Source organism: Pseudomonas sp. USTB-Z, from assembly GCF_019691255.1.
GTDB classification, from domain to species: Bacteria; Pseudomonadota; Gammaproteobacteria; order Pseudomonadales; family Pseudomonadaceae; genus Aquipseudomonas; species Aquipseudomonas alloputida.
This window is the reverse complement of sequence record NZ_JAECZP010000021.1, coordinates 25,780-46,709: the sequence shown is the minus strand read 5'-3', so window position 1 is coordinate 46,709 and position 20,930 is coordinate 25,780. Positions and strand designations below refer to the sequence as shown.

At 61.6% G+C, this 20,930-nt stretch carries 12 protein-coding genes; all 12 read right to left on the bottom strand.

What is annotated here, in order from left to right:
- Positions 1-27 precede the first annotated feature (27 nt).
- Entirely contained in the window at positions 28-3,516 is a 3,489-nt protein-coding gene (locus tag I8746_RS21215; RefSeq protein ID WP_088513383.1) for a glycosyltransferase, read from the bottom strand.
- 91 nt (positions 3,517-3,607) lie between these two features.
- Positions 3,608-4,930: a lipopolysaccharide biosynthesis protein RfbH gene (rfbH, locus tag I8746_RS21210; RefSeq protein ID WP_012051611.1), complete on the bottom strand. Its 1,323-nt coding sequence runs from the start codon at positions 4,928-4,930 to the stop codon at positions 3,608-3,610.
- On the bottom strand, positions 4,923-5,999 hold the full coding sequence (rfbG, locus tag I8746_RS21205; protein ID WP_041168359.1) for a CDP-glucose 4,6-dehydratase: 1,077 nt from the start codon (positions 5,997-5,999) through the stop codon (positions 4,923-4,925). The genes rfbH and rfbG overlap by 8 nt, the downstream gene beginning before the upstream one ends.
- Positions 5,981-6,751 (bottom strand): glucose-1-phosphate cytidylyltransferase, encoded by a 771-nt coding sequence (gene rfbF / locus I8746_RS21200; RefSeq protein ID WP_012051609.1) that lies wholly within the window; start codon positions 6,749-6,751, stop codon positions 5,981-5,983. The genes rfbG and rfbF overlap by 19 nt, the downstream gene beginning before the upstream one ends.
- Before the next feature lie 247 nt (positions 6,752-6,998).
- Positions 6,999-9,716: a glycosyltransferase gene (locus tag I8746_RS21195; RefSeq protein ID WP_221101039.1), complete on the bottom strand. Its 2,718-nt coding sequence runs from the start codon at positions 9,714-9,716 to the stop codon at positions 6,999-7,001.
- A gap of 52 nt (positions 9,717-9,768) precedes the next feature.
- Positions 9,769-13,347, bottom strand: a complete 3,579-nt coding sequence (locus tag I8746_RS21190; RefSeq protein ID WP_014755768.1) for a glycosyltransferase — start codon at positions 13,345-13,347, stop codon at positions 9,769-9,771.
- A 127-nt stretch (positions 13,348-13,474) separates the two neighbouring features.
- Positions 13,475-15,040 carry a flagellar hook-associated protein 3 gene (locus I8746_RS21185; RefSeq protein WP_014755767.1) on the bottom strand — a complete coding sequence of 522 codons (1,566 nt, stop codon included), beginning with the start codon at positions 15,038-15,040 and terminating at the stop codon, positions 13,475-13,477.
- Positions 15,041-15,053: 13 nt separating this feature from the next.
- Entirely contained in the window at positions 15,054-17,084 is a 2,031-nt protein-coding gene (gene flgK, locus I8746_RS21180) for a flagellar hook-associated protein FlgK (RefSeq protein WP_012051604.1), read from the bottom strand.
- Positions 17,085-17,096: 12 nt separating this feature from the next.
- The gene (flgJ, locus tag I8746_RS21175) at positions 17,097-18,251 is read right to left on the bottom strand and encodes a flagellar assembly peptidoglycan hydrolase FlgJ (RefSeq protein WP_012051603.1); all 1,155 of its coding nucleotides are present in this window, start codon (positions 18,249-18,251) and stop codon (positions 17,097-17,099) included.
- Between the two features lie 11 nt (positions 18,252-18,262).
- Positions 18,263-19,372, bottom strand: a complete 1,110-nt coding sequence (locus tag I8746_RS21170) for a flagellar basal body P-ring protein FlgI (protein ID WP_004575771.1) — start codon at positions 19,370-19,372, stop codon at positions 18,263-18,265.
- 12 nt (positions 19,373-19,384) lie between these two features.
- Positions 19,385-20,080, bottom strand: coding sequence for a flagellar basal body L-ring protein FlgH (gene flgH, locus I8746_RS21165; RefSeq protein ID WP_012051602.1), 696 nt, complete (start codon positions 20,078-20,080; stop codon positions 19,385-19,387).
- A 36-nt stretch (positions 20,081-20,116) separates the two neighbouring features.
- On the bottom strand, positions 20,117-20,902 hold the full coding sequence (flgG, locus tag I8746_RS21160; protein ID WP_012051601.1) for a flagellar basal-body rod protein FlgG: 786 nt from the start codon (positions 20,900-20,902) through the stop codon (positions 20,117-20,119).
- Positions 20,903-20,930: the final 28 nt, after the last annotated feature.

Here is a 20,930-nt window from a genome sequence, read left to right as displayed (position 1 = left end):
TGTTCGCTCTCAGTGTGTGGTCTGCCCTCAACCTGGCAGCCAGGCGTCAAGCCATTGGCGTGCATAGCCTTCATCCAGCATGTGCCGTGCCAGCACCTGCTCGCGCAGTGCTTGCGCGCCCCTTGCGCTGGCAGCAGGCTCGGCAAGGTGCGCCTGGATAGCACTGACCCAGTCACCGGCCGTGTTCCTGACCCGGGTCACGGGCAACCCTTGATAGGGCAACACGTCACTGCAAACCAGCGGATAGCCGCACGCGGCATATTCCAGAAGCCGCACATTGCTGCGACACGCGTCAAGCCAGCCATCGCCTAGAGGTGCCAGCGCCAGGTCGAGCCCCAGCGACATGAGCTTTTGCGGGTAGTCATCGTAGGGCACCGGGCCATGTAACTCGCGCAGGTAGGGCTGCAACTGGGGCGGGCATTCACCCAGACAGACCCAGTCCACATCAGCACGCATGGCCTGAACGATCTCCAGCATCAGGCGCTGAACGCGGGCGTCGAACTGCTCACCCACCCACCCTATACGAGGGCGACTACCTGGCTGCCGTCGAGTGGCCAACGCCCCCCAGCGGGCCGGGTGCAGACGATCCGGCACGACACGAATATCGGCGCAGAAGCCTTGCAGCGCTTCAGCCAAAGCCTGGGTTGGCACTACCAGCCGGTCCACAACGCCGACAGACCACCGCAGCGCACCTGCAATATCGTCTTCAGCCAGGCCAGGTAAGTCGGCATTCACATCACCCACCTTGAATGCGCGGGAGAACCGGGCGTTGCAACGTAACGCCTGAATTTGCGCGTCGTTTGCCGGCCGCCCCATGACCCAACTGTCGGGCTGCAACCGCTCCACCTCGGCGGGCAGATAAGGCCGCAAGGCCAGTCGGACATCAGCCAGGCCGGCAATACTCATGGACAAGGCAGGATCGACGATCCGGCTACGAGCGGCGCCGGCAAGTTCGCCCGGCATGCTCAACAGTACGGGCAACGGACGCCAGCTCAGGGGGTTCCATGTCAGGCCCGGGTCAGTCTCGAGCTCAAAACCCGCCCCCTGCAAAGACAGGTTGCGGTTGTAGGCCGGATCGCGGGCGATGACAGGCAGCCACCTGCCATACACCGTTTCCTGTTCGGCCTCGACCGCTTCGGCAGGCAGACACCCACCCTGCCCTTCGCACACCAACACAGCATGGGGGGTCCACACCGTAAGATAACCAGCCTGCCGCGCCTTCAGGCATAGATCAAGGCTGGCACCCGTGCGCTGCGTCAGGCGCTCGTCCATTCCACCCACACCCTGGTAAAGCGCCCGGCGAATCAGCAGACAAGCGCCAGACACGGCACTCAGGTTCTGATCCAGCTCAAGCCGGCGCATGTACCCCTCATCCTGCACAAGCCCGGAAAACGCCGAGTTGCCAGGGCCGTTCAAGCCCAGGACCTGCACAGCCTGTTCGACCATGCCATTGGGATGCATCAACCTGGCGCCGACAATGCCTACTTCCGGGCGCTGGCCGTGGTTGAGCAAAGCATCCAGCCAGTCATCGTGCACAACCACAGTATCCTCGTGCAGCAGCACCAAGTACTCGCCCCGCGCATGCCTGGCCGCCAGATTACAGGCCGAGGCATGGTCACGTACCGACGCGTCACTCAGCACGCTGACCCGGTTTTGCTCCCGCGCCACAAGGCCAGCCAGCCAGGCTCGGGTAGCCGGGCTCCCGCTGCCATCGTTTACCAGCAAAATCTCGAAGTGGGGGTAACGGGTCTTTTCAAGCAACGCATGCACGCAGCGTTGTACGTGATCGAGACGCCCGCCGCATGGCACAACCAGCGAAACCAATGGCTGCTCGGCGTGACCATAATCGATGCGATGAATGCCTGGCCGGTGCATGCGCACCTGCGCCTGGGTGTAGCCGCGCCGTTGCAAATGGCGCAGCAGCACCGCCTGTTCCTGAGGGCTGTGAACAGGCGCCTCGCCCGGCGAAATGCACACAGGCTCGCTGACATGAGCCAGCCCGTCGAGGCCATCGGCATCTTCGATCAAGTGCAACAGCAACGCGAGCTCGGCCGCCCCCGCGCAGGCCAGGTCGAAACCGCCTGCCTCAAGGAATACCTCGCGGCGATAGAACCAATGCCGCGCCAGTTGGGCCGGGCTGGCCAGCAGCATGTCGAGATTGAAGTCGGGGCGCAGCAGCGCCTGTTGGGTGCCCTGCGGGGTGGTAACCAGTTCATCGGCATACACCGCACGCACTTGGTCGCCCTCAAGCAATTCCAGTGCGAGCATCAACAACCCGAACGGTGTGAACGTGGTACCCGCACGCACAAAGCAGAGCCACTGTCCGGTCCCTTGTTGCAGGACCAACTGGTTAAGCGTGGCAAGCTCGCAATCAGCTGGCAAGTGGACGGCGACCTGCTGATACATCTGCCCCTGCAGGCTTTTGCGCGTCGCCTCGACCGCAGCTGGCTGGCCGTCCGGGATGATGACGAAATCGAACCAGGGCAAATCCACGCGCCTGTCTTCCAGACGCCGGGCGATCAGCTCTGCCTGGGCATCAGTAGGGCGACGGGACCGCAGCCACTGGGCAACCTGTGCATCTGGCCGACCTGCCCCCTGCATGGCATCTGGTTGCAGGTCTGTGCAAGGCATGGCCTGGGTCTGTTCGATGAAACTGGCCAATTGTTCCCAGAACCGGCCCTGCAAGTCAGCGTACTTTTGCTGAACGATGGCCAAACCCGATCGGGCATGCTCGATAGCCTCAGGCGTGTCTTCGAAGGCCAGCCCGTGTGTGCCGAACTCGCCAATACCAAGCGGCGTACCATCGAAAAAGGGCGATTTGAGCACCACGGCCGGGCAACCACACAACATCGCTTCCAGCGCAGTTGCGGTGGAAGAGAAGCAATAAATGCCCTCACTGCGCCGGAACAGCTCAGCCATTTCCCGAGGGGTGGCTGGCCATTCGTTGGTAATGAGCGTGCACCTCGCCGCCAGCTCGGGGTGTTCCTGAAGTGCATGGGTATGGCGCCCCGGATAGATCAGCCAACCTTTGCGATGGCCGTCATAGGGGTTGCCATGGTTGTTGAACAGCGACGTGTCGATCGGCGGCAGAAACAGTATGCGCTCAGCCCCTGCCCCCTTGGGCAGCAGATGCTCACCGTAGGCAAAGATCATTTCCGAGTCGGCAAACTCCGTATCCCCTGCGATCAACCCTGGCACGTTGAGCAAGTAACGCACTACCGACCGTGCGTTGGTCGGGTTCCCCGAGACCACCTCCGGGTACACCACGATAGGCTGGCGCCCGGCCTGCTCATGCTGCTGCCTCAGCTCATTGGTGAGCAGCGGGGTGTGCCACATCGGGTTGGTCGTGGAGCTGTACAGGTAGGCATCCTGGCCGCACCGGTTCAGCAGGTGACACAACATGTGCATCACCCGGATACCGGCCGAGTTATGCCGGTAGGCGGGCGCAACGATGTAATACGGGCGCGGCGACACAACGTGCAATGGCGGATAGTGCTGAGTGCTCACAAGCTGCATCCTGGATGTGGCAACGACGGGCGTGCGACGCTGGCTCGGGCGAACAACCTGCGGCCGCGCCCGGCAAACCGTTCACACGCGAATACGCCCATCAACGCAGCCTCCGTACATAGGCTTCGATGCTGTCGGCCACATGCTCAAGATGGTCTTCGCCAAGCCCTGGCCACAGACCGACCCAGAAGGTGTCCTTCATGATCTTGTCTGTCACCGTCAGGTCACTGGCTACCCGGTATTGCTGGTCTTTCATGTAGGGCTGTCGTGTAAGATTGCCAGCGAACAGCAGGCGAGTACCCACCTTCTGCGCATCGAGATGACGCAAAAGATCCAGCCGCTCGACGCCACAACCATCCCGCAGCGTCAGCGGGAAGCCGAACCAGGACGGGTCGCTGTTGGGGGTGGCATGTGGCAGGATCAGCTGCTCCACACACCCGGACAAGCGCTCGCTGAGCCAGGCAAAGTTACGCTTGCGTGCAGCGATGAAATCGTCCACCCGGTCCATCTGTGCCAACGCACAGGCAGCCTGCATGTCGGTGATCTTGAGGTTGTAGCCCAGGTGGGAATAGGTGTACTTGTGGTCATAACCTTGCGGCAGGTCGCCCAGCTGCCAGCAGAAACGCTTGCTGCAGGTATTGTCTTCGCCTGGTCCGCAATAGCAGTCACGCCCCCAGTCACGGAACGATTCGACGATACGCTTGAGCAGCGGAGAATCGGTGAAAACCGCCCCGCCCTCGCCCATGGTGATATGGTGGGCCGGATAGAAGCTGAGCGTACCGAGGTCGCCGAAGCTGCCTACCTGGCGGCCATCGTAGGTGGCGCCGAGCGCATCGCAGCAGTCCTCGATCAACCATAAACCGTAGCGGTCGCACAATTCTCGTACCACGGCCAGGTTGAACGGGTTGCCCAGCGTGTGGGCCAGCATGATCGCCTTGGTCCGCGGGCTGATTGCCGCCTCGATCAAGGCCGGGTCGACGTTATACGTACCCATCTCGATATCGACGAAGACCGGCACGGCACCAAATTGCAGGATCGGGTTGACGGTGGTAGGAAAACCCGCCGCCACGCCAATCACCTCGTCCCCCTTACGAATGGCACGATCCCCCAGGCGTGGCGAAGTCAAGGCGGAAAACGCCAACAGGTTCGCCGAAGAGCCGGAGTTGGCGGTGAGTACGCCACGCCGCCCCAGGTAGCGTGCCAGGCGTTTTTCGAATGCCTGGTTGAAGCGCCCGGTGGTCAACCAGCCGTCCAGTACCGCTTCGGTCATGGCTTGCAGTTCGGGTGCGCCAATGACTTTGCCAGAGGGCGGAACCGCATGCTGGCCAGGTACAAAAACGGGCGCGGCCAGCTCCAACTCGGCATAACGGCCAACGAGCTCGGTAATTTGCTGGCGCAACTGCTGCGCCGTTTGATCAGTCATTGAACTCACCTTCGTGTGCCGCTATTTGCGTGCGGCAGTATTGCTGCATGTCTTGGCCATCGCGCCAGGCGCGATGCCATTCAAGGGTGTGACGCAACGATTGCTTCAGGCCCCACTTGGGCCGCCAGCCCAAGCGTTGGCGAGCTCTGGAGGAGTCAAGGGTCAACAAGCCTGCTTCATGGGGCTGCACGTACGGGTCGACAGACCAACCCGCTTCGCCTGGCCACAACTGCGCCATGGCATGGACCAACTCACCCACGGTTGCCGTCCCACCGCTGTCAGGGCCGAAATTCCAGGCCTCTGCCACGTCCTGACCACGCTCGATCAACGCCTGGGCCAGCAGCAGGTAGCCCTCAAGCGGGTCGAGTACGTGCTGCCACGGGCGCACGGCATCGGGATAGCGCAAGGTCACCGACTCCCCGGCTTCCCAGGCACGCAGGATATCGGGCAGCAACCGGTCTGCTGACCAGTCGCCACCACCGATCACGTTGCCCGCACGCGCTGTCGCAAGCGCCACACCGCGCTCGCGCAGGAATGACTCGCGCCATGAGGCGCAAAGCAGCTCGACGCACGCCTTGCTGCTGCTGTAGGGGTCATGCCCCCCCAAGGCATCCTGCTCGCGGTATGGCCATTGCCACTCGCGGTTCTCGTAGCACTTGTCACTGGTGACAACCAGTACGGCACGCACCGCGTCGCACTTCCGTACGGCTTCAAGCAGGTTGAGCGTGCCGATAACGTTGGTGGCGTATGTTTGCGCCGGGCTGCGATAGGACTCGCGCACCAACGGCTGCGCGGCCAGGTGCAGGACAATCTCGGGGCGAAATGCCGCAACGCTGCGCAGCAACCGGTCAGCATCACGAACATCGGCAAACTCGCCAGCCACGCACTCAGCCAGCCTGGCGCTGCCATAAAGCGAGGGCGAGGTATCGGGGGCCAGCGAGTAGCCATACACTTCGGCGCCCATCTCCCGCAGACAAAGGGCTAGCCAGCCGCCTTTGAAGCCGCTGTGCCCTGTCAGGAAAACCCGACGCCCCGACCAGAAGCTACGGCTCATGACCAGATGCGCCATTGTGCTTCATCGGCCTTCCAGCGCTCTTCCAGGTAACTGCGATCGCGCAGCGTGTCCATGGCCTGCCAGAAGCCACGGTGCACGTGGGTCATCAGTTGGCCATCCTGCGCCAAGGCACGCATCGGCTCATATTCCCAAGTGGTAGCGTCGCCCTCGATATAGTCGAAGATCCCAGGTTCGAGCACGAAGAAGCCACCATTGATCCAGCCGCCGTCGCCCAGTGGCTTTTCCTGGAAGCCATGCACCTGCTCACCCCGCACATCCAGTGCACCGTAACGCCCGGGCGGCTGAACGGCAGTGACGGTCGCCAGCTTGCCATGGCGGTTGTGGAAATCGATCAGGGCTGGCAGGTCCACATCGGCAACGCCGTCGCCGTAAGTCAGGCAGAAGGTTTCGTCGCCAACGTAATCGCGTACCCGCTTGAGGCGCCCGCCAGTTGCCGTATTCTCGCCAGTGTCCACCAGCGTGACTCGCCAAGGCTCGGCATGACGGTTGTGGATATGCATCTGGTTTTCCGACATGTCGAAGGTGACATCTGACATGTGCAGGAAATAGTTCGCGAAGTACTCCTTGATCACATAGCCCTTGTAACCGAGGCAAATCACGAAATCGTTGATCCCGTGGTGGGAGTAGATTTTCATGATGTGCCAAATGATGGGCTTGCCACCAATTTCGATCATCGGTTTCGGGCGCAGATGCGACTCTTCACTGATACGGGTACCCAGGCCACCGGCCAGGATGACTGCTTTCATTGTCGACACACCTTGACAGGCTGACGCCCATAGCGGGCTGACAAAATACTGACCAATTCAGTACGTTGCCGTTGTCTAGCAAAAAGATTGCCAATCAGCCTGACCGGGCAAGGTAAATGCGCGTGCAGCGGGAGATACCGCTCAAGCGTGGAGCCGGCCTTGAACGGCCGGGCTCGCGGGTAGTGTCGAAACAGGCACCACAGGGCTGCGATGTCAGCTTGCAGCCCTGTCAATAATCCGCCTCGACCTATTCGACCTGTTCCAGCCAGCCTAAGGACGACGCAGCCTGCTCGCTGAAGGCCGAGGGCCAGCGATCGAACAGCGCCTGCGCCAACGCACGATCCGCTTCAGGCAGGGCGCTGAGCAGCAGCCTGGCTTGCGGCGTCCAGACCACCAGTTGCCCGGCCTCGACAACGGCCCGGCACAAGTCGATATCGGCACCTTGGGCAACCTGCAAACCCGCGCAATGCTCGAACACCTCCTTGCTCACCATCAGGCAGTCGGCACTGACCGCCTGACAACCGCGCACTGCCAATGGCCACCGGGCTTCAGCACTCGCTAGCGGCTTCATGCCCTGCCAGGGCGAAGCCACCTGCGGCCCCTGCAGCAAGGCATAACCTGCATGCAGAAGCGCAGTATCGCCCCCCTCGAGGCAAGCACCGACCACACCCACTTCCGGGCGCTGAGCCTCATTGAGCAGCGCCTCGATCCAGGCAGGGGTAATGACCTGACTGCGCTCAGACACCAGGACCAGATAAGCCCCTCGTGCCTGGCTCGCCGCCAGGTTCAGCCATTGGCTGCGCGACCCGCCCGGCTGACCGACCAGAACATGCACCTTGCCGGCGAACGGCTGCAGCGCCGCAACCTCGTGCTCGGCACACACCACCAGCACTTCATAGCGTGGGTAACGGGTACGCTGCAGCACGCTCCGCAGGCAAGCCTGCAGCTGCGAGGCATCGCCTTCACTCGCGACGAGCACGCTTACCAACGGCGTGGACGAATGGCGGTAGTCGATAGACAACCCTTCATTTGCCTGTATCTTCACCTGCGCGCGATAACCCAATTGCGTCAGATGCCGACCAACCACCTTGGCAGCTTCCTCATCCAGTGCACTACCGCCCTGCTCACCGATTACCAGATAGTCGGCCATGTGCGCCAGGCTGCTCAAGCCCTGGGCCTCTACCAGTCGCAACAGCAGGTCGAGCTCCAGCGCCTCGCGGCAGGTTTCACTGTACCCACCCAGGTCCAGTACCGCCTGGCGACGTACCAGCCAATGCCGAGACATCAACCCAGGCTGACTGCGCAGCAGATCGAGGTCCGCACCTGGGCGCTCGACGCTGTGCAAACGCCCTTGACTGTCACGCTGTACTTCATTGGCGGCGATGGCATGGCAGGCCGGGGCGTCGACAAGCTCCACCGACAGGCGCAACAGACCTCCGGCAAGCAGCACATCACCAGCACTCAGCAGCATCAGCCAGGCACTCGGCAACTGTCGTACCGCCTGATTCAGGTGATTCACCCAATTGCTGTCACTGACCTGAATGAAATGCAGCGTGTCGCGCGGCGTGGTGATGGCCGGTGGCTTGCCAGCCTTGAGCACTAGCAGCTTGAAATTGCGTATGCCGCTGGCAAGCAGGCTGTCGAACGTAGCCTGAAGCGCTTGATCGTCGTTTTCAAGATCGAGAACCACGAAGGCGATCTGCTCGGCCGGGTGCTTTGCCAGGTACCGGAGCACGCGCTGGCGCCCCGCCTCATCCGGTGTAGCGGCAGCGATGGCATCGATCACCTGACCCGACGGAGTACCTTGCAAACGGCATTGCTCATGGATACCCGGGACCTGTTCGAGGCGTGCCAGCCAATCCGTCAGCTCACGAACATGCGCAGCTTCCTCTGCCCTGTCCAGCGTGGACAACAGCAGATGGCAGACCTCGCGGTTGAACAGGCTCAACGCCAAGGCCTGCCAATAGCGGTGGCTCAGGCTTTCAGCAGTATCGTTGGGGTGCGCTTGCAGCAAGTCACGCTGCTGCACCCAGATCCCTTCCAGCGCACGTTGCTGCTGCGGGCTGGTCGGCCATGCGTGGCAGAGAAACTCAAGCTCGGTCAACCGTGCAAACAGGGCGCCATTGTAATAGGGCAGCTGTACGTCCTGATGTGGCTCGAACAACCGCTCAGGGTCATCGATCACACTGCGCCAGCTGGACGTGAAGATCAACGACGCCGCACTCAGATCGTAGGTGCTGCGCACAAACCGGTTGAGGGCCGTGAAGCCTTGTTCGTCACCACATAGCCGATACAGCTCAGCGTCCCACTGGCGTAGGCCGCGTACCAGCTGAGTCAGGCGCTCTTCACGCTCTACCGGACTGTAGCCGGCGGGCTCATGCTCACTCACCACATCGGTCTGGGCCAGGTGTGCAACCGGCCCTTGAGCCAACACTGCAAGGGACATCGCCACACGCACGGCAGGCGCATCCAGGCTGTCTGGCAAAGCCATCAACACGGCTTGCAAAGTCGACACACGCATGACCGCACGCCAGGCTTGCTGCCCAGACTGGGCGTACTGCAAAAGCCTGGCTGTAGCGGTTTCGGCAAGGGCAGGTGCAAATGCCGAACCTACCCGGTAGTACTCGACCTTGCCACTCGCAGGCCTGTAGCCCAACAACTGGCCTTGCGCAGCCACCACCCCAGGTTGCGCGTGCAGACACGCCGCTGCATTGTCCAGAGACGAGGCCAGCACGAAGTCGGTATCCAGCGCCAGCACCACATAAGCCGTGGCGAGCCCCGCCAGACATTCCGCGAGGGCCTGAACGAACCCAGCCGAACTCGACCCAGGCGGCAAGTCAAACGCCACACAGGGCACCTGAGCCTGCTGGTAGTAGTGCTGCGCGCGGACGCGGCTGTGCGCCTGATCCTCGCCCAGCAAAACAACGGTCACATCATTGCGCGAGCCGATTGCGGTATCGATCATATTGCACCTGTCCAATTGTCAATCAGGCGCGGGCATCACCCCACGCCAACGTTCAGTCTGCCAACCAGGCGTTGGCCCAATGCTGCAAATGGTGCGGCATCAGCATGTAGTCACGCAGCACTTCCTCGCGCAGCGCATCACCCTGACGGTAACTGGCCTGCGGGTCAGCCAGGTGCATGCGAATCGCGTCCAGCCATTGCTCGGTGGTGTTGTCCTTGACCCGGGTACATGGCAGGTAGCCGGCGTAGGCCTTGGTGTCGCTGCAGATCACCGGGAAACCACACGCACCGTACTCCAGCAAGCGCAGGTTGCTCTTGCAGTCGTTGAACAGGTTCTGCTCCAACGGTGCCAACGCCAGGTCGAGGTTGAGGCTGGCGAGCTTACGCGGGTAGTCCGCCAATTGAACCGCCTTGTGAAACTCCTTCACATAGGGGCGCAAGGGGTCCGGACACATGCCGAAGAAGATCCAGTCAACCTCGTTGGCAAGCGCCTTCACTACCTCTTGCAACAGCTCCAGGTCACCACGATGGCTAGTGCCACCCGCCCATCCGACTCGCGGCCGGATACTGGTCTGACGCTGACTGGAAAGGCCAGCCCACAGCGCGGCGGACAACATGTTGGGCACTACGCGTATGTCCTGATGCATGCTGGATAACGCATCAGCCAGCGGCTCGGTCGAACACACCAAGCGATCACACTGCCCGATGCCTTGGGCCACCAACTCCGCAAGATTGCTGGGCAGGTTGCGGGCATGGTCGTTCTTTTTCGGCGGATCGATGATGTAGTCGTCCAGCTCGTAGATCATCCGCGCATGCGAAAAGCGTTTGAACTGCGCCATTTCCCTGATGTTGCCCGGCATGTAACGACATTGCAGGATCATCACATCGGGTTTTTCACGCTCAAGCTCGATAATGCCTGGTGAGACATGGTTGACCCGCCCCTGAATCCAGCCCGCCCGCTCAAGTTCGGTGAATGGCTGAATTACCCGGTAATGCCCTACTGCCGTGGTATTGATCGGCAACGCCAGCACTGACGGCATGGCACGGGCAATGAAGGGGTCCCAGCCACTGCGCAGGCCTGGTTCGAGGTTGAAGTTGGCGAACTTGAGGCTCAGGTTGTCGTTGTAGGCCGGGTCCCGGGCAATGCGGCTCAGCCAACGGTCGTAAGCAACGTCCCGGTCGGCTCTGGCAAGCTCGTCAGCCAGCCCGACAGCAGCAGCACCCGCTAGCCTCATGACGCGAGCAAAGGGTGTCCCCACCGACAGGAAGCCTTTTTCACGCGCACGCAGGCAGAGGTCAACGTCAAACAACGCGACCTGGAAGGCCGAGGTGTCCAGCCCCTCAAGCTCCTCGAACAGTGTCCGGCGAATGAGCAGGCAATCCAGGCTTAGTGCGCTCCAGTTCTGTACCAACTGCTGGCGCCCCATGTAACCCTCGGCTGTCAGGAAGCTGCCCGAGAATGGGCTACCTGCTGTACCGCCGCCAAGACCGAGCACCAGGCCGGAAGAAACCAGCTCGCCGTTGCTGCCGCATAGCGCCGGCCCCACCAGGCCGACCTCGGGACGCTGCGCCTGACTCATCAAGGTAGTGAGCCAGCGCGGTTCAAACAGCGCACACTCCGGTGCGAGCAACAGTAAGTAAGCTCCATGAGCATGCTGACTGGCCTGATTGAGGATCGCCGCCCTGCCCTGCGCCTGAACATCGATGACGCGCAACTGGTCACTGCCCAGGCCACGCATCGCCGCCAACCACTCGGTGACAGCCTGCGGCTCGTCGCCATTGGCGATGACCAGCACTTCGAACTGGCTGTATTCGGTGTACTGGAACAGCGACTCGACGCAACGCCTGAGCGCATTCAGGTTGGCCCCTGCGGGGATCAGGATCGAAACACTAGCCTGCTGCTCATGCCGATAGGTCACACGCGTAACCAAGCTGCCGGCAGCCCCCTCAACCAAAGCGTCGACGCCTATGCGACGCAAGTGCGCCTCGACCACGCGCGCCGCCTCAGCCTGCCCTGCCGGCTCGCCCATCCAGTCTGTGTACCCCCACTGGCACTGCACCAGCATCTGCGCGACATGCTCTACCACGTGCAAGCCATGAGCCTCGACCATTCGCCATAGCAGGTCCTGTGGCGCCAGGCTCTCGAACTGGGTGTCGAACCCTTCCAGTGCCAGCAGCGCCGTACGCTTGAATGCCAGGGTACGGCCCACGTAGGGCACGCTGCGCATCAAATCGAGGTTGAAGTCCGGCTTGAAAATCGGGTTGCCGGGTGCCAGGGCTCCAAAGGTATCTTCATCAGTGTACAGGCACATGCTCTCGGCGCGCAGCGCCATACGCTCGGCCATGACGACCAGCGCATGCGGCCGTAGGCGATCACCGGCACGCAACAGCAGCACCCAGTCGGCTACGCGCGTATCTGCCAGCCACTGGTTGAGTTGAGCGTACCCACTACCGCTCAAGGCCAGGTAGTGCACGCCTGGCGCGTCAACCCTGTCGAAGCAATCAGGCACCAGCACCAACACCTGGCTGGCGGCATAGGATTGTGCAGCCAGGCAGTCCAGGGTGGCACGCAGTGCGCTTTCATCGCCCTCGCGACAGGTTACGATCGGAACGATGCCGGGCTGTGCTGGCCACTGTTCGATCCGCTTTGGCAGCAACCGCAACTGCCCGTCAGACAGGTTGCGGCAGGCCAGCCATTCGGCATAGAGCTCGGTGAAGCTGAGTGCGTGAGTGCCTACCTGCTGCGAGAAATTGGCGACCTGGCCGGCATGGAAGCGGCGGATGTCCAACTCCTCCCAGGCCTGGTCGGCCTCAGGGTCGTAAGCCTCCAGCGGCAGGTAACGGACCCAGCCATTGGCCGGCGCCGACTCGCCGGTGCGCGCCGCCAGCATCTGCTGCAGCCATTCGGTTTCATGCCTGTAGGCCTCGGTCATGCTGGAGTGATGACTGAGCCGGCCTGGGTGGATGCGCTCCACACTCAGTATGCGCTCCAGGCTCGCCAGATGCCCGCGGCGCAACAGACATGCATACAAGGCCAGGTCCAGTCGTGCGGCGAACCCCTGGCCACCCTGGACCAGTTGCGGCAGGTACTCCAGCACCTGGGCCCGACGGAACAGCACATGGCTGATACCGCCGAACAGATTCGGGACATTCTCGGCGATGCTGGCCAGCAAGTCCGTACCCACAAGCACGGCACTTTGCGGCGCAATCACGCTGTTGAGCGCACGGGAAGGCAGGAGGATGTCATCAGCAGACCAGAGCAGGCGCTGCCCGATCACCATGCTGAGCTGGGGCCACTGCGTCAGCACTTGTGCTTGCCGGCTGATGCAACTGTCGAGCAACAGGTCGTCATCACACAGAAACTTCACCAACGCCCCGTTGGCCTGCTCCAGGCATGCTTGCAGGTTACGTGCAAAACCCAACCGAACCGGGTTGCGGGTATAGCGCACGGGCACCGCCGTACCCTTGCCGAGCGCCTGGCAGATAGCCTCGATTTCCACACCAGCACTGTCATCGCAAATGACGACTTCCAGGTTGGGGTAGTCTTGGCCAAGCGCACTGACCAAGGTCGCTTGAAAGAAATCGGCATTGAAGGCAGGAATGGCGATGCTGACGAGTGGCTGCTCTGACACGATGACGACCTTGATGGAGGGGCGGTGCGCTTGGGAACAAGCAGGCGTTCAGAAGGGCGAACCGGCCGGTCGTTATCAGCCCTGGCCGGCCTGTCCTTGCGTCATGACGGGCAAATGCCCGCGAACATCAGATGTAATTGACCAGCGAGAGACCGGCAATCTTGGCATACGCCTGCAACGAGGCCTGCAACATGTTGGACTGCATCTGAAGACGAATCATCACCTCGGCCGGATCGCTCTCACGAATCGAGCTCTGGGTCTTGGCGTTTTCGCCACTCAGTGCCTCATTGGTTTCCACCTGTACATCGATCGCCTGGCCACGGCCGCCAATCGACGATATTGAGGAACTGACCTGGTTGGTGGCGCTGGCGATGTTGCCAATCGCCGAGTCCAGCGATGCCAGGAAACTCTGCCTGGCCGCAGGGTCGTTATCGACCGGGGTGGCCAGTGCCGCACGCAACTGGCTGATGGTATCGAGGACGTTCTGAGTTTGATGCGTGTCGACCTTGATGCCAAAGCTGTCGCCCGCGCTCGGCGTGTCCGAAAGCGTGAACTCGACCCCCATGGCGGTCGCCGTGTTGCCACTGAGCGTGCCCTTGGAAATCGGTTTGCTGTCGGCGCTCACGGGGGAGGCGTAAAGCTCGAACTCGGTAGCGCTGGTGAACTTCAGTACAGCACCCTCAGGGAATGCGGACTTGTACTTTTGCGCATCGGTGATGGTCGCGCCTGTCACTTGGGCCGACGAGCTGTTGCCTGCACTACGGGTGCCGCTGATTTCATCTGCCTTCGAGCTCAGGCTAAAGACATGACCGGCAATGGCCGCATCAGGGTCGGCTGCATCGCCCTCCTGGAGGGTGATGTCCAGGCGCAGGTCAACACCTCGGAAATTGATCGTAGTGTTCTTGCCATTGGGGTCGAAGGTGCCCCCCTGGCTGGCTTCCAGCGTCACGTCCTTGCCTTCGGCATCGGTGATCTTGAACTGCGTGCTGCTGGTGAACTCGATGGTGTACGGCTCGCCGCTGCGGAAGCGGTCGTTATACGTCGCGCTACCGCTCACCTGGCCATTGGACAAATTGACCCGGCCATCGTCGGTGGCCGGCGACACCAGGCTGGTTTCGCTACGGCTTGTATTGAGCGCTTGCTCGAAGGCATCGTAGCCTGTCTCGTTAGCTGCCAGGGTAAGCATGTCACCGACTTGCAGGTTCAGTTTGCCCTGGTCGCCCTGATAGGTATAAGTACCATCAGCGTTTCGCACATAAGGCGGTGTATCACCTTTGGACCCAGAGAACAGGTACGCACCGCTTTCATCCTTGCTGTTCATCAACGAGAACAGCTGATCCTCCAGCGACGCCAGCTCGGTCGCATTGGCCTTGCGGTCTGCATCGGTGAAACCGGCGTTGCCCGAACTGATGGCCAGCTCATTGACGCGCTGCAGGATGGTGCCAATCGCATTCAGCGTGCTTTCTGCGGTGCCCAGGGCGTTGCGCACATTGGTAACGTTGCGGGTGTATTGGTCGAGCATGTTCTGTTGCTGCTGGAGTTGCAGCAGACGTGCCGCACCTACCGGATCGTCAGCCCCCCGACGCACCCGAATGCCGTCAGAAGCCTCTTGCCGAGTCTTGTCGAGGTTGGAGAAGCTGCGCTGGTAGTTGGCGCTGTTGCTGTTGTAGAACTGCGAAGTGGAAATGCGCATGGTCTACGCCTCCTTAAAGAGCATTGATCAAGGTGGTGAAGGTTTCTTGTGCCGCCTTGATAATCTGCGACGACGCGGTGTAGTACTGCTGGAACTTGACCAGGTTGCCGACCTCTTCATCGACCGACACGCCGGAAAGGCTGTTGCGGCTATCCAGCGCAGAACTGTGCAGCGCATTGGTGGCATCACTGTCCATTTCCGCCTGGCCAGCCTTGCCGCCAACGTTTGAAACCAGCTTGGCATAGGCATCGGTAAAGCTGATGCCCTTGCCGTTGGCCCCCACTTCAACCGTGGATTTAGTCTGAAGGTCGATCACCGACTGGGCATTGCGGTTATCGGCCGAGCCTGCCCCCGTCAGCGCTACGGTGTAGCTGTCGCCGTTCTGCGGCGCGCCGGAAACGCTCATTTCGAAGGTAAAGCTGCTACCGGTCGCATTGCCGCTGCCATCGACCATCGGCACCGACAGCTGCAGCTTGTTCGCCTGGCCCGGCACGATGGTGCCGCTGCCTATTTCCGTACCCTTGGCGTCGTACAGTTTGTAAGCCTGGGGCGAAGTGGTTTCGTCACCGAACACCAGCTTGACCGGGGTGGAGTTTTTCAGGCCTGACTGCAGCTGCGAACGCTGCGTGGCGTCGTAGATATCCAGTTGCGAGGTCAGGGTCGGCTGGGTGATCACCCCGGTGCCCTTGTTGCCGGCACCATTGGTGGCCGTCAGTGGTGACGCCAGCGCCAGGCGCTTGGGGTCGGTGAGGACCGTCTCGATATTGGCGGCCGCGTTGCGAGTGGGGGTGATCTTGAAGCTGTCGCCAGCACTCAAACCGCCGCCATTGAGCGACAGGGTAAAGCCATCGATGACCGGCGGTGGCGTGTCATTGAGGTCATAACTGCCCATTTCGGTGCCTTCCGGCAACTTGCGCACGCTGTAGCCGGTCGCGCTGGTGAAAGTCACCTGGTAGTCGCTGGTGGTCAGTTTACCGGTGTCCTTGATGCTGACATCCAGGTTACCGGAGCCGATGCTGTTGCCCAGTTTGGCGACGCTACGCTCGCTCATGGCCTTGGCGCTGTTGATGTCACCGAACAGGGTGGCGCCAAAATTGCCATCCTTGTCGATACCCTGGGCCAACTGGCTATTGATCTGGTCTGCCACCACCAAGGCCACACGCCCAAGCTCGTTAAGCGCAGGGTCGAGGGTTTCGCTGCGGTAACGGATCAACCCACCCAGCTCGCCTCCGGTAGCGCTGCTGGTGATATCCATCTTGGTCGAGCCACGGTTGAGCACCAGGCTCAAACGGCCCGGGTCGCTCGCCGTAGGCTCCACACCCACCGTCTGGGTAGTATTACCCAGCACCAGCGCCTGACCGTTCTTGAGGTAGACATCGTAGGTGCCGTCACGCTCGACCACGTCCGTGCCGATCAGCTTGTTCAGTTCACGCACTGCGCCGTCACGCTGGTCCAGCAAGTCGTTGGGCTGGCCGGAAACAGCACCCACGCGGGCGATTTGCTCGTTCAACCCGGCGATGGTCTTGGTCAGGTTGTTGACCTGGTCGGTAATCGCCGTCATGTTGCTGTTGATATTGCTCAACTGCTGATTCAACTGCGACGACAAGGTATTGAAACGCTTGGCCAGAGACTGTGCGCTGGTCAGCAACAGCTGGCGCGAAGCATCTTCGGTTGGCTTGGCCGCCGCATCCTGCATGGAGGTGAAAAAGCTCTGCAGCGCGGCGGTAATACCGGTATCGCTACTGGACAGCGAGGTATCCAGCGGCGTGATCTGATCCAGGTACGAGGACGCCTCACTGCTCAGCGAGGTGGTCGTGCGCAGCTGGTTCTCGATGAACGCGTTGTACACCCGGCGCACGTCCGCCAGCGTGGTGCCACTGCCGATGAAAACCTGACCGACCTGCTGGCCGCCCTTGGTCTTCTGCACGTTCTGCTGGCGCGAGTAGCTTTCGACATCGGCGTTGGCGATGTTGTTACCGAGGGTGTACATCCCCGATTGCGCGGCACCCAGCCCCGACATACCAATGTTGATCAGACTCGCCATGGTTCCATGCCCTTAAAGTTTCGTTGCAGTACCGAGCATTGCGTAGTGCTCGTACGACTTCATCTGTCTTGCGATCTGCGAGATCTTGCTGGCGTAATTCGGGTCGGTGGCGTACCCGGCCTTTTGCAACTCTTGCACGAACTGCTCTGGTTTATCGGCGGCCTTCACCGCATCTTGATAGCGCGAATTGTTCTGCAACAGGCTCACCAGGTCGTGGAAGCTGTCCTGGTAGGAATCGTACGAACGGAACGCTGCCGTCTCCTTGACGAACTGGCCATCACGGTATTCGCTGGTAATCGCCCTCGCCTCACCGCCGTCCCAGTTGCCAGTGGCTTTGATGCCGAACAGGTTGTGGCTGCTGCTGCCATCGGTGTTGCGCATGACCGACTTGCCCCACCCGGTTTCCAGTGCAGCCTGGGCCACCAGGTAGCGTGGATCGATACCAATGCGCTTGGCCGCCTGTTCGGCCATCGGCAGCATGGTGGCGACGAATTCATCGCTGTCGCCAAAGGCCTTGTTCGGTGCCAGCGGCGGCTGGGCCACGGCGCGGCCGACAATGCGCAGGCCGTTGTCCGGCACGGCGAAGGCCTTGGCCACTTGCTGGCCGTCACGGGCAGGCACAGTGGCGGTATTTGCGGTGGCCGACGATGGCACAATGCCGGCCAGCAGGCGATCGGTGAGTTTGCTCGGCAGCGCCAGACGACGCGCGTTGAGTGCAGCGACGTCGTTGCGGGTGGCGGTCGACTGGGTGGCATGCACGGGCTCGGCCACCTTGTTGCCCCACAGCGCCGGGGCGTTGCCCTCGGTACGTGGAAACGGGCTGGTGCTGGCCTGGCTGGCCTTGTTCTTCGACAGCTGGCGCACCAGCACATCCTGCAGCCCGATACCACCACCTTCGCGTGACATGCTCACAGCCAGTTGCTGGTCATACATGTCACGGTACTGTTTGACCGTTTCGGTGTTCATCGGGTTGTCGTCGGCCAGTACGTCGCTTGCCTTGCGCGAGGCCTTGAGCATTTCGCTGATGAACAGCGACTCGAACTCCTGGGCTACCTTGCGTACGTTGGCATCGCTGTCGCGGTCGCCATGCTTGAGCGAACTCAGGCGATTGAGATCGGTGTAGGCACCGCTGTCGGCACTGCCGGAAACCAGGCTTTTGCTGTTCATCCGCGCCGTCCTCAGATCACGATCAGGTCGGCCTGCAAGGCGCCGGCCTGTTTCAAGGCTTCGAGGATCGCCATCAGGTCGCCGGGCGCTGCGCCCACCTGGTTCACCGCGCGGACGATTTCATCCAGCGTGGTGCCTGGGCCGAACTTGAACATCGGCTTGGCTTCCTGCTCGGCATTGACCCGCGAGCGTGGCACCACGGCAGTCTGGCCATTGGAGAAGGCACCCGGCTGGCTGACGATCGGGTCTTCGGTGATGGTCACGGTCAGGCTGCCGTGGGTCACCGCCGCCGGCGACACCTTGACGTTCTGGCCGATGACGATGGTGCCGGTACGCGAGTTGATGATGACCTTGGCCACCGCCTGGCCCGGGTCGATTTCGAGGTTTTCGAGGATCGACAGATAATCCACGCGCTGGCTTGGGTCCATCGGCGCACTGACTCGCACCGAACCACCATCCACGGCCTGGGCCACGCCGGGGCCAAGCAGGTCGTTGACCTTGTCCACGATGCGCTTGGCGGTCGTGAAGTCGGGGCGATTGAGGTTCAGGGTCAGGGTATTGCCCTGGTTGAAGCCGCTCGGCACCGCACGCTCGACACTGGCACCACCCGGAATACGACCGGCCGACGGCACGTTGACAGTGATCTTCGAGCCGTCACGACCTTCAGCATCAAAGCCGCCCACGACCAGGTTGCCTTGGGCAATGGCGTAGACATTGCCGTCGATACCCTTGAGCGGGGTCATCAACAGGCTGCCGCCGCGCAGGCTCTTCGAGTTACCGATCGACGACACGGTGATGTCCACCACCTGGCCCGGCTTGGCGAACGGTGGCAGGTCGGCATGCACCGACACTGCGGCAACGTTCTTCAGCTGCACGTTGCCGGAACCGGCCGGCACCTTGATGCCGAATTGCGACAGCATGTTGTTGAAGGTTTGCAGGGTGAACGGCGTCTGGGTGGTCTGGTCACCCGTGCCATTGAGGCCCACCACCAGGCCGTAACCAATCAACTGGTTGGAACGTACGCCAGAGATGCTGGCAATGTCCTTCAGACGCTCGGCCTGGGCAGCGAAGGCGCAGGACAAAAGCAGGGTTGTGGCAATCAGCTGCCTTACGTTGAACATGGTCATCCGTACTCAGAAAGGCCAAAGCGGGCTGATGAAGAAGCGGTCCAGCCACCCGGGCTGGCTGGCATCGGCGAACGAACCGGTGCCGGAGTAGGTGATGCGCGCGTCGGCCACACGGGTGGACGGCACGGTGTTGTCGGTGGCGATATCGTCAGCGCGGATCATGCCGGCAATGCGCACCAGCTCTTCGCCGGTGTTCAGGGTCAGCCACTTCTCGCCGCGCACGGCGATAATGCCGTTGGGCAGCACCTCGGCCACGGTGACGGTGATCGAACCGGTCAGCGTGTTGCCTTGGGTGGCCTTGCTGTCGCCCTTGGTGGCGCGATCGCCGCTGTAACCGGCCTCCAGCGAAAGGTCGCCGCCACCGAACGGATTATTGGTGTTGGGCGTGGTACCAAACAGCGAAGTCAGGCCGATGTCGGTCTTGCTGGTCTTGGCGATCTGCGAGCCCGCGTTCTTGCTGGCGGACGTGCGCTCATTGAGCGTGATGGTGATGATGTCACCCACCCGGAACGCCTTGCGGTCGCTGTACAGGTTCTGCTCGAAACCGGCCTGGTAGATCGAACCGTTGTTGGCCGCTGCCGGCAACGGGGTGCGCGGCAACACCGGCGCATAGTACGGGTCGTTGGGCTTGGGCGTCGGTGCGACGCAACCTGCCAGCAACACCGCCCCCCCCAGGGCGAACACGGACAACAGACGATTCATGATGCAAACCTCACGGGTGTAACAAAGCGACAGGGCTTAGAGCTGCTGAGTAACGAACGACAGCATCTGGTCGGCGGTGGAGATGACCTTGGAGTTCATCTCGTAGGCGCGCTGGGTGGTGATCATGTTCACCAGCTCTTCCACCGTGCTGACGTTGGAGTTTTCCAGCGTCTGCTGAAGGGTAGTGCCAAAGCCATTGAGGCCCGGAGTGCCGACCTGCGGTGCACCACTGGCAGCGGTTTCCAGGAACAGGTTGTTACCCATCGCCTGCAGGCCAGCCGGGTTGATGAAGTCGGCGGTCTGAATGTTGCCGATAACCTGCGCAGCCGGGTTGCCGGCGGTGGTAATCGACACGGTGCCGTCCTGCCCGACGGTGAAGGTCTGGGCATCGTTCGGCACCACGATGGCAGGCTCCAGCGCCAAGCCATCGGCGTTGACGATCTGGCCATCGGAGTTCAGGTGGAACGTACCGTCGCGGGTGTAGGAGACGGTGCCGTCAGGCTGCAGGATCTGGAAGAAACCACGGCCATTGACAGCCATATCCAGCGGGTTTTCCGTGGTCTGCAAGCTACCGGTCTGGAAGTTTTTCTGCGTGCCGACAATGCGCACACCGGTACCGACCTGCAGGCCCGACGGCAATTCGCTGTCCTGGGTAGACTGCGCGCCTGGCTGACGCTTGATCTGGTACAGCAGGTCCTGGAACTCGGCACGATCACGCTTGAAGCCGGTGGTCGAGACGTTGGCCAGGTTGTTGGAGATGACCGTCAGGTTGGTGTCCTGTGCGGACAGGCCGGTTTTAGCGACCCAGAGAGCCGGAAGCATTTAGTGTTCTCCTCGTGCGCCTGAATTA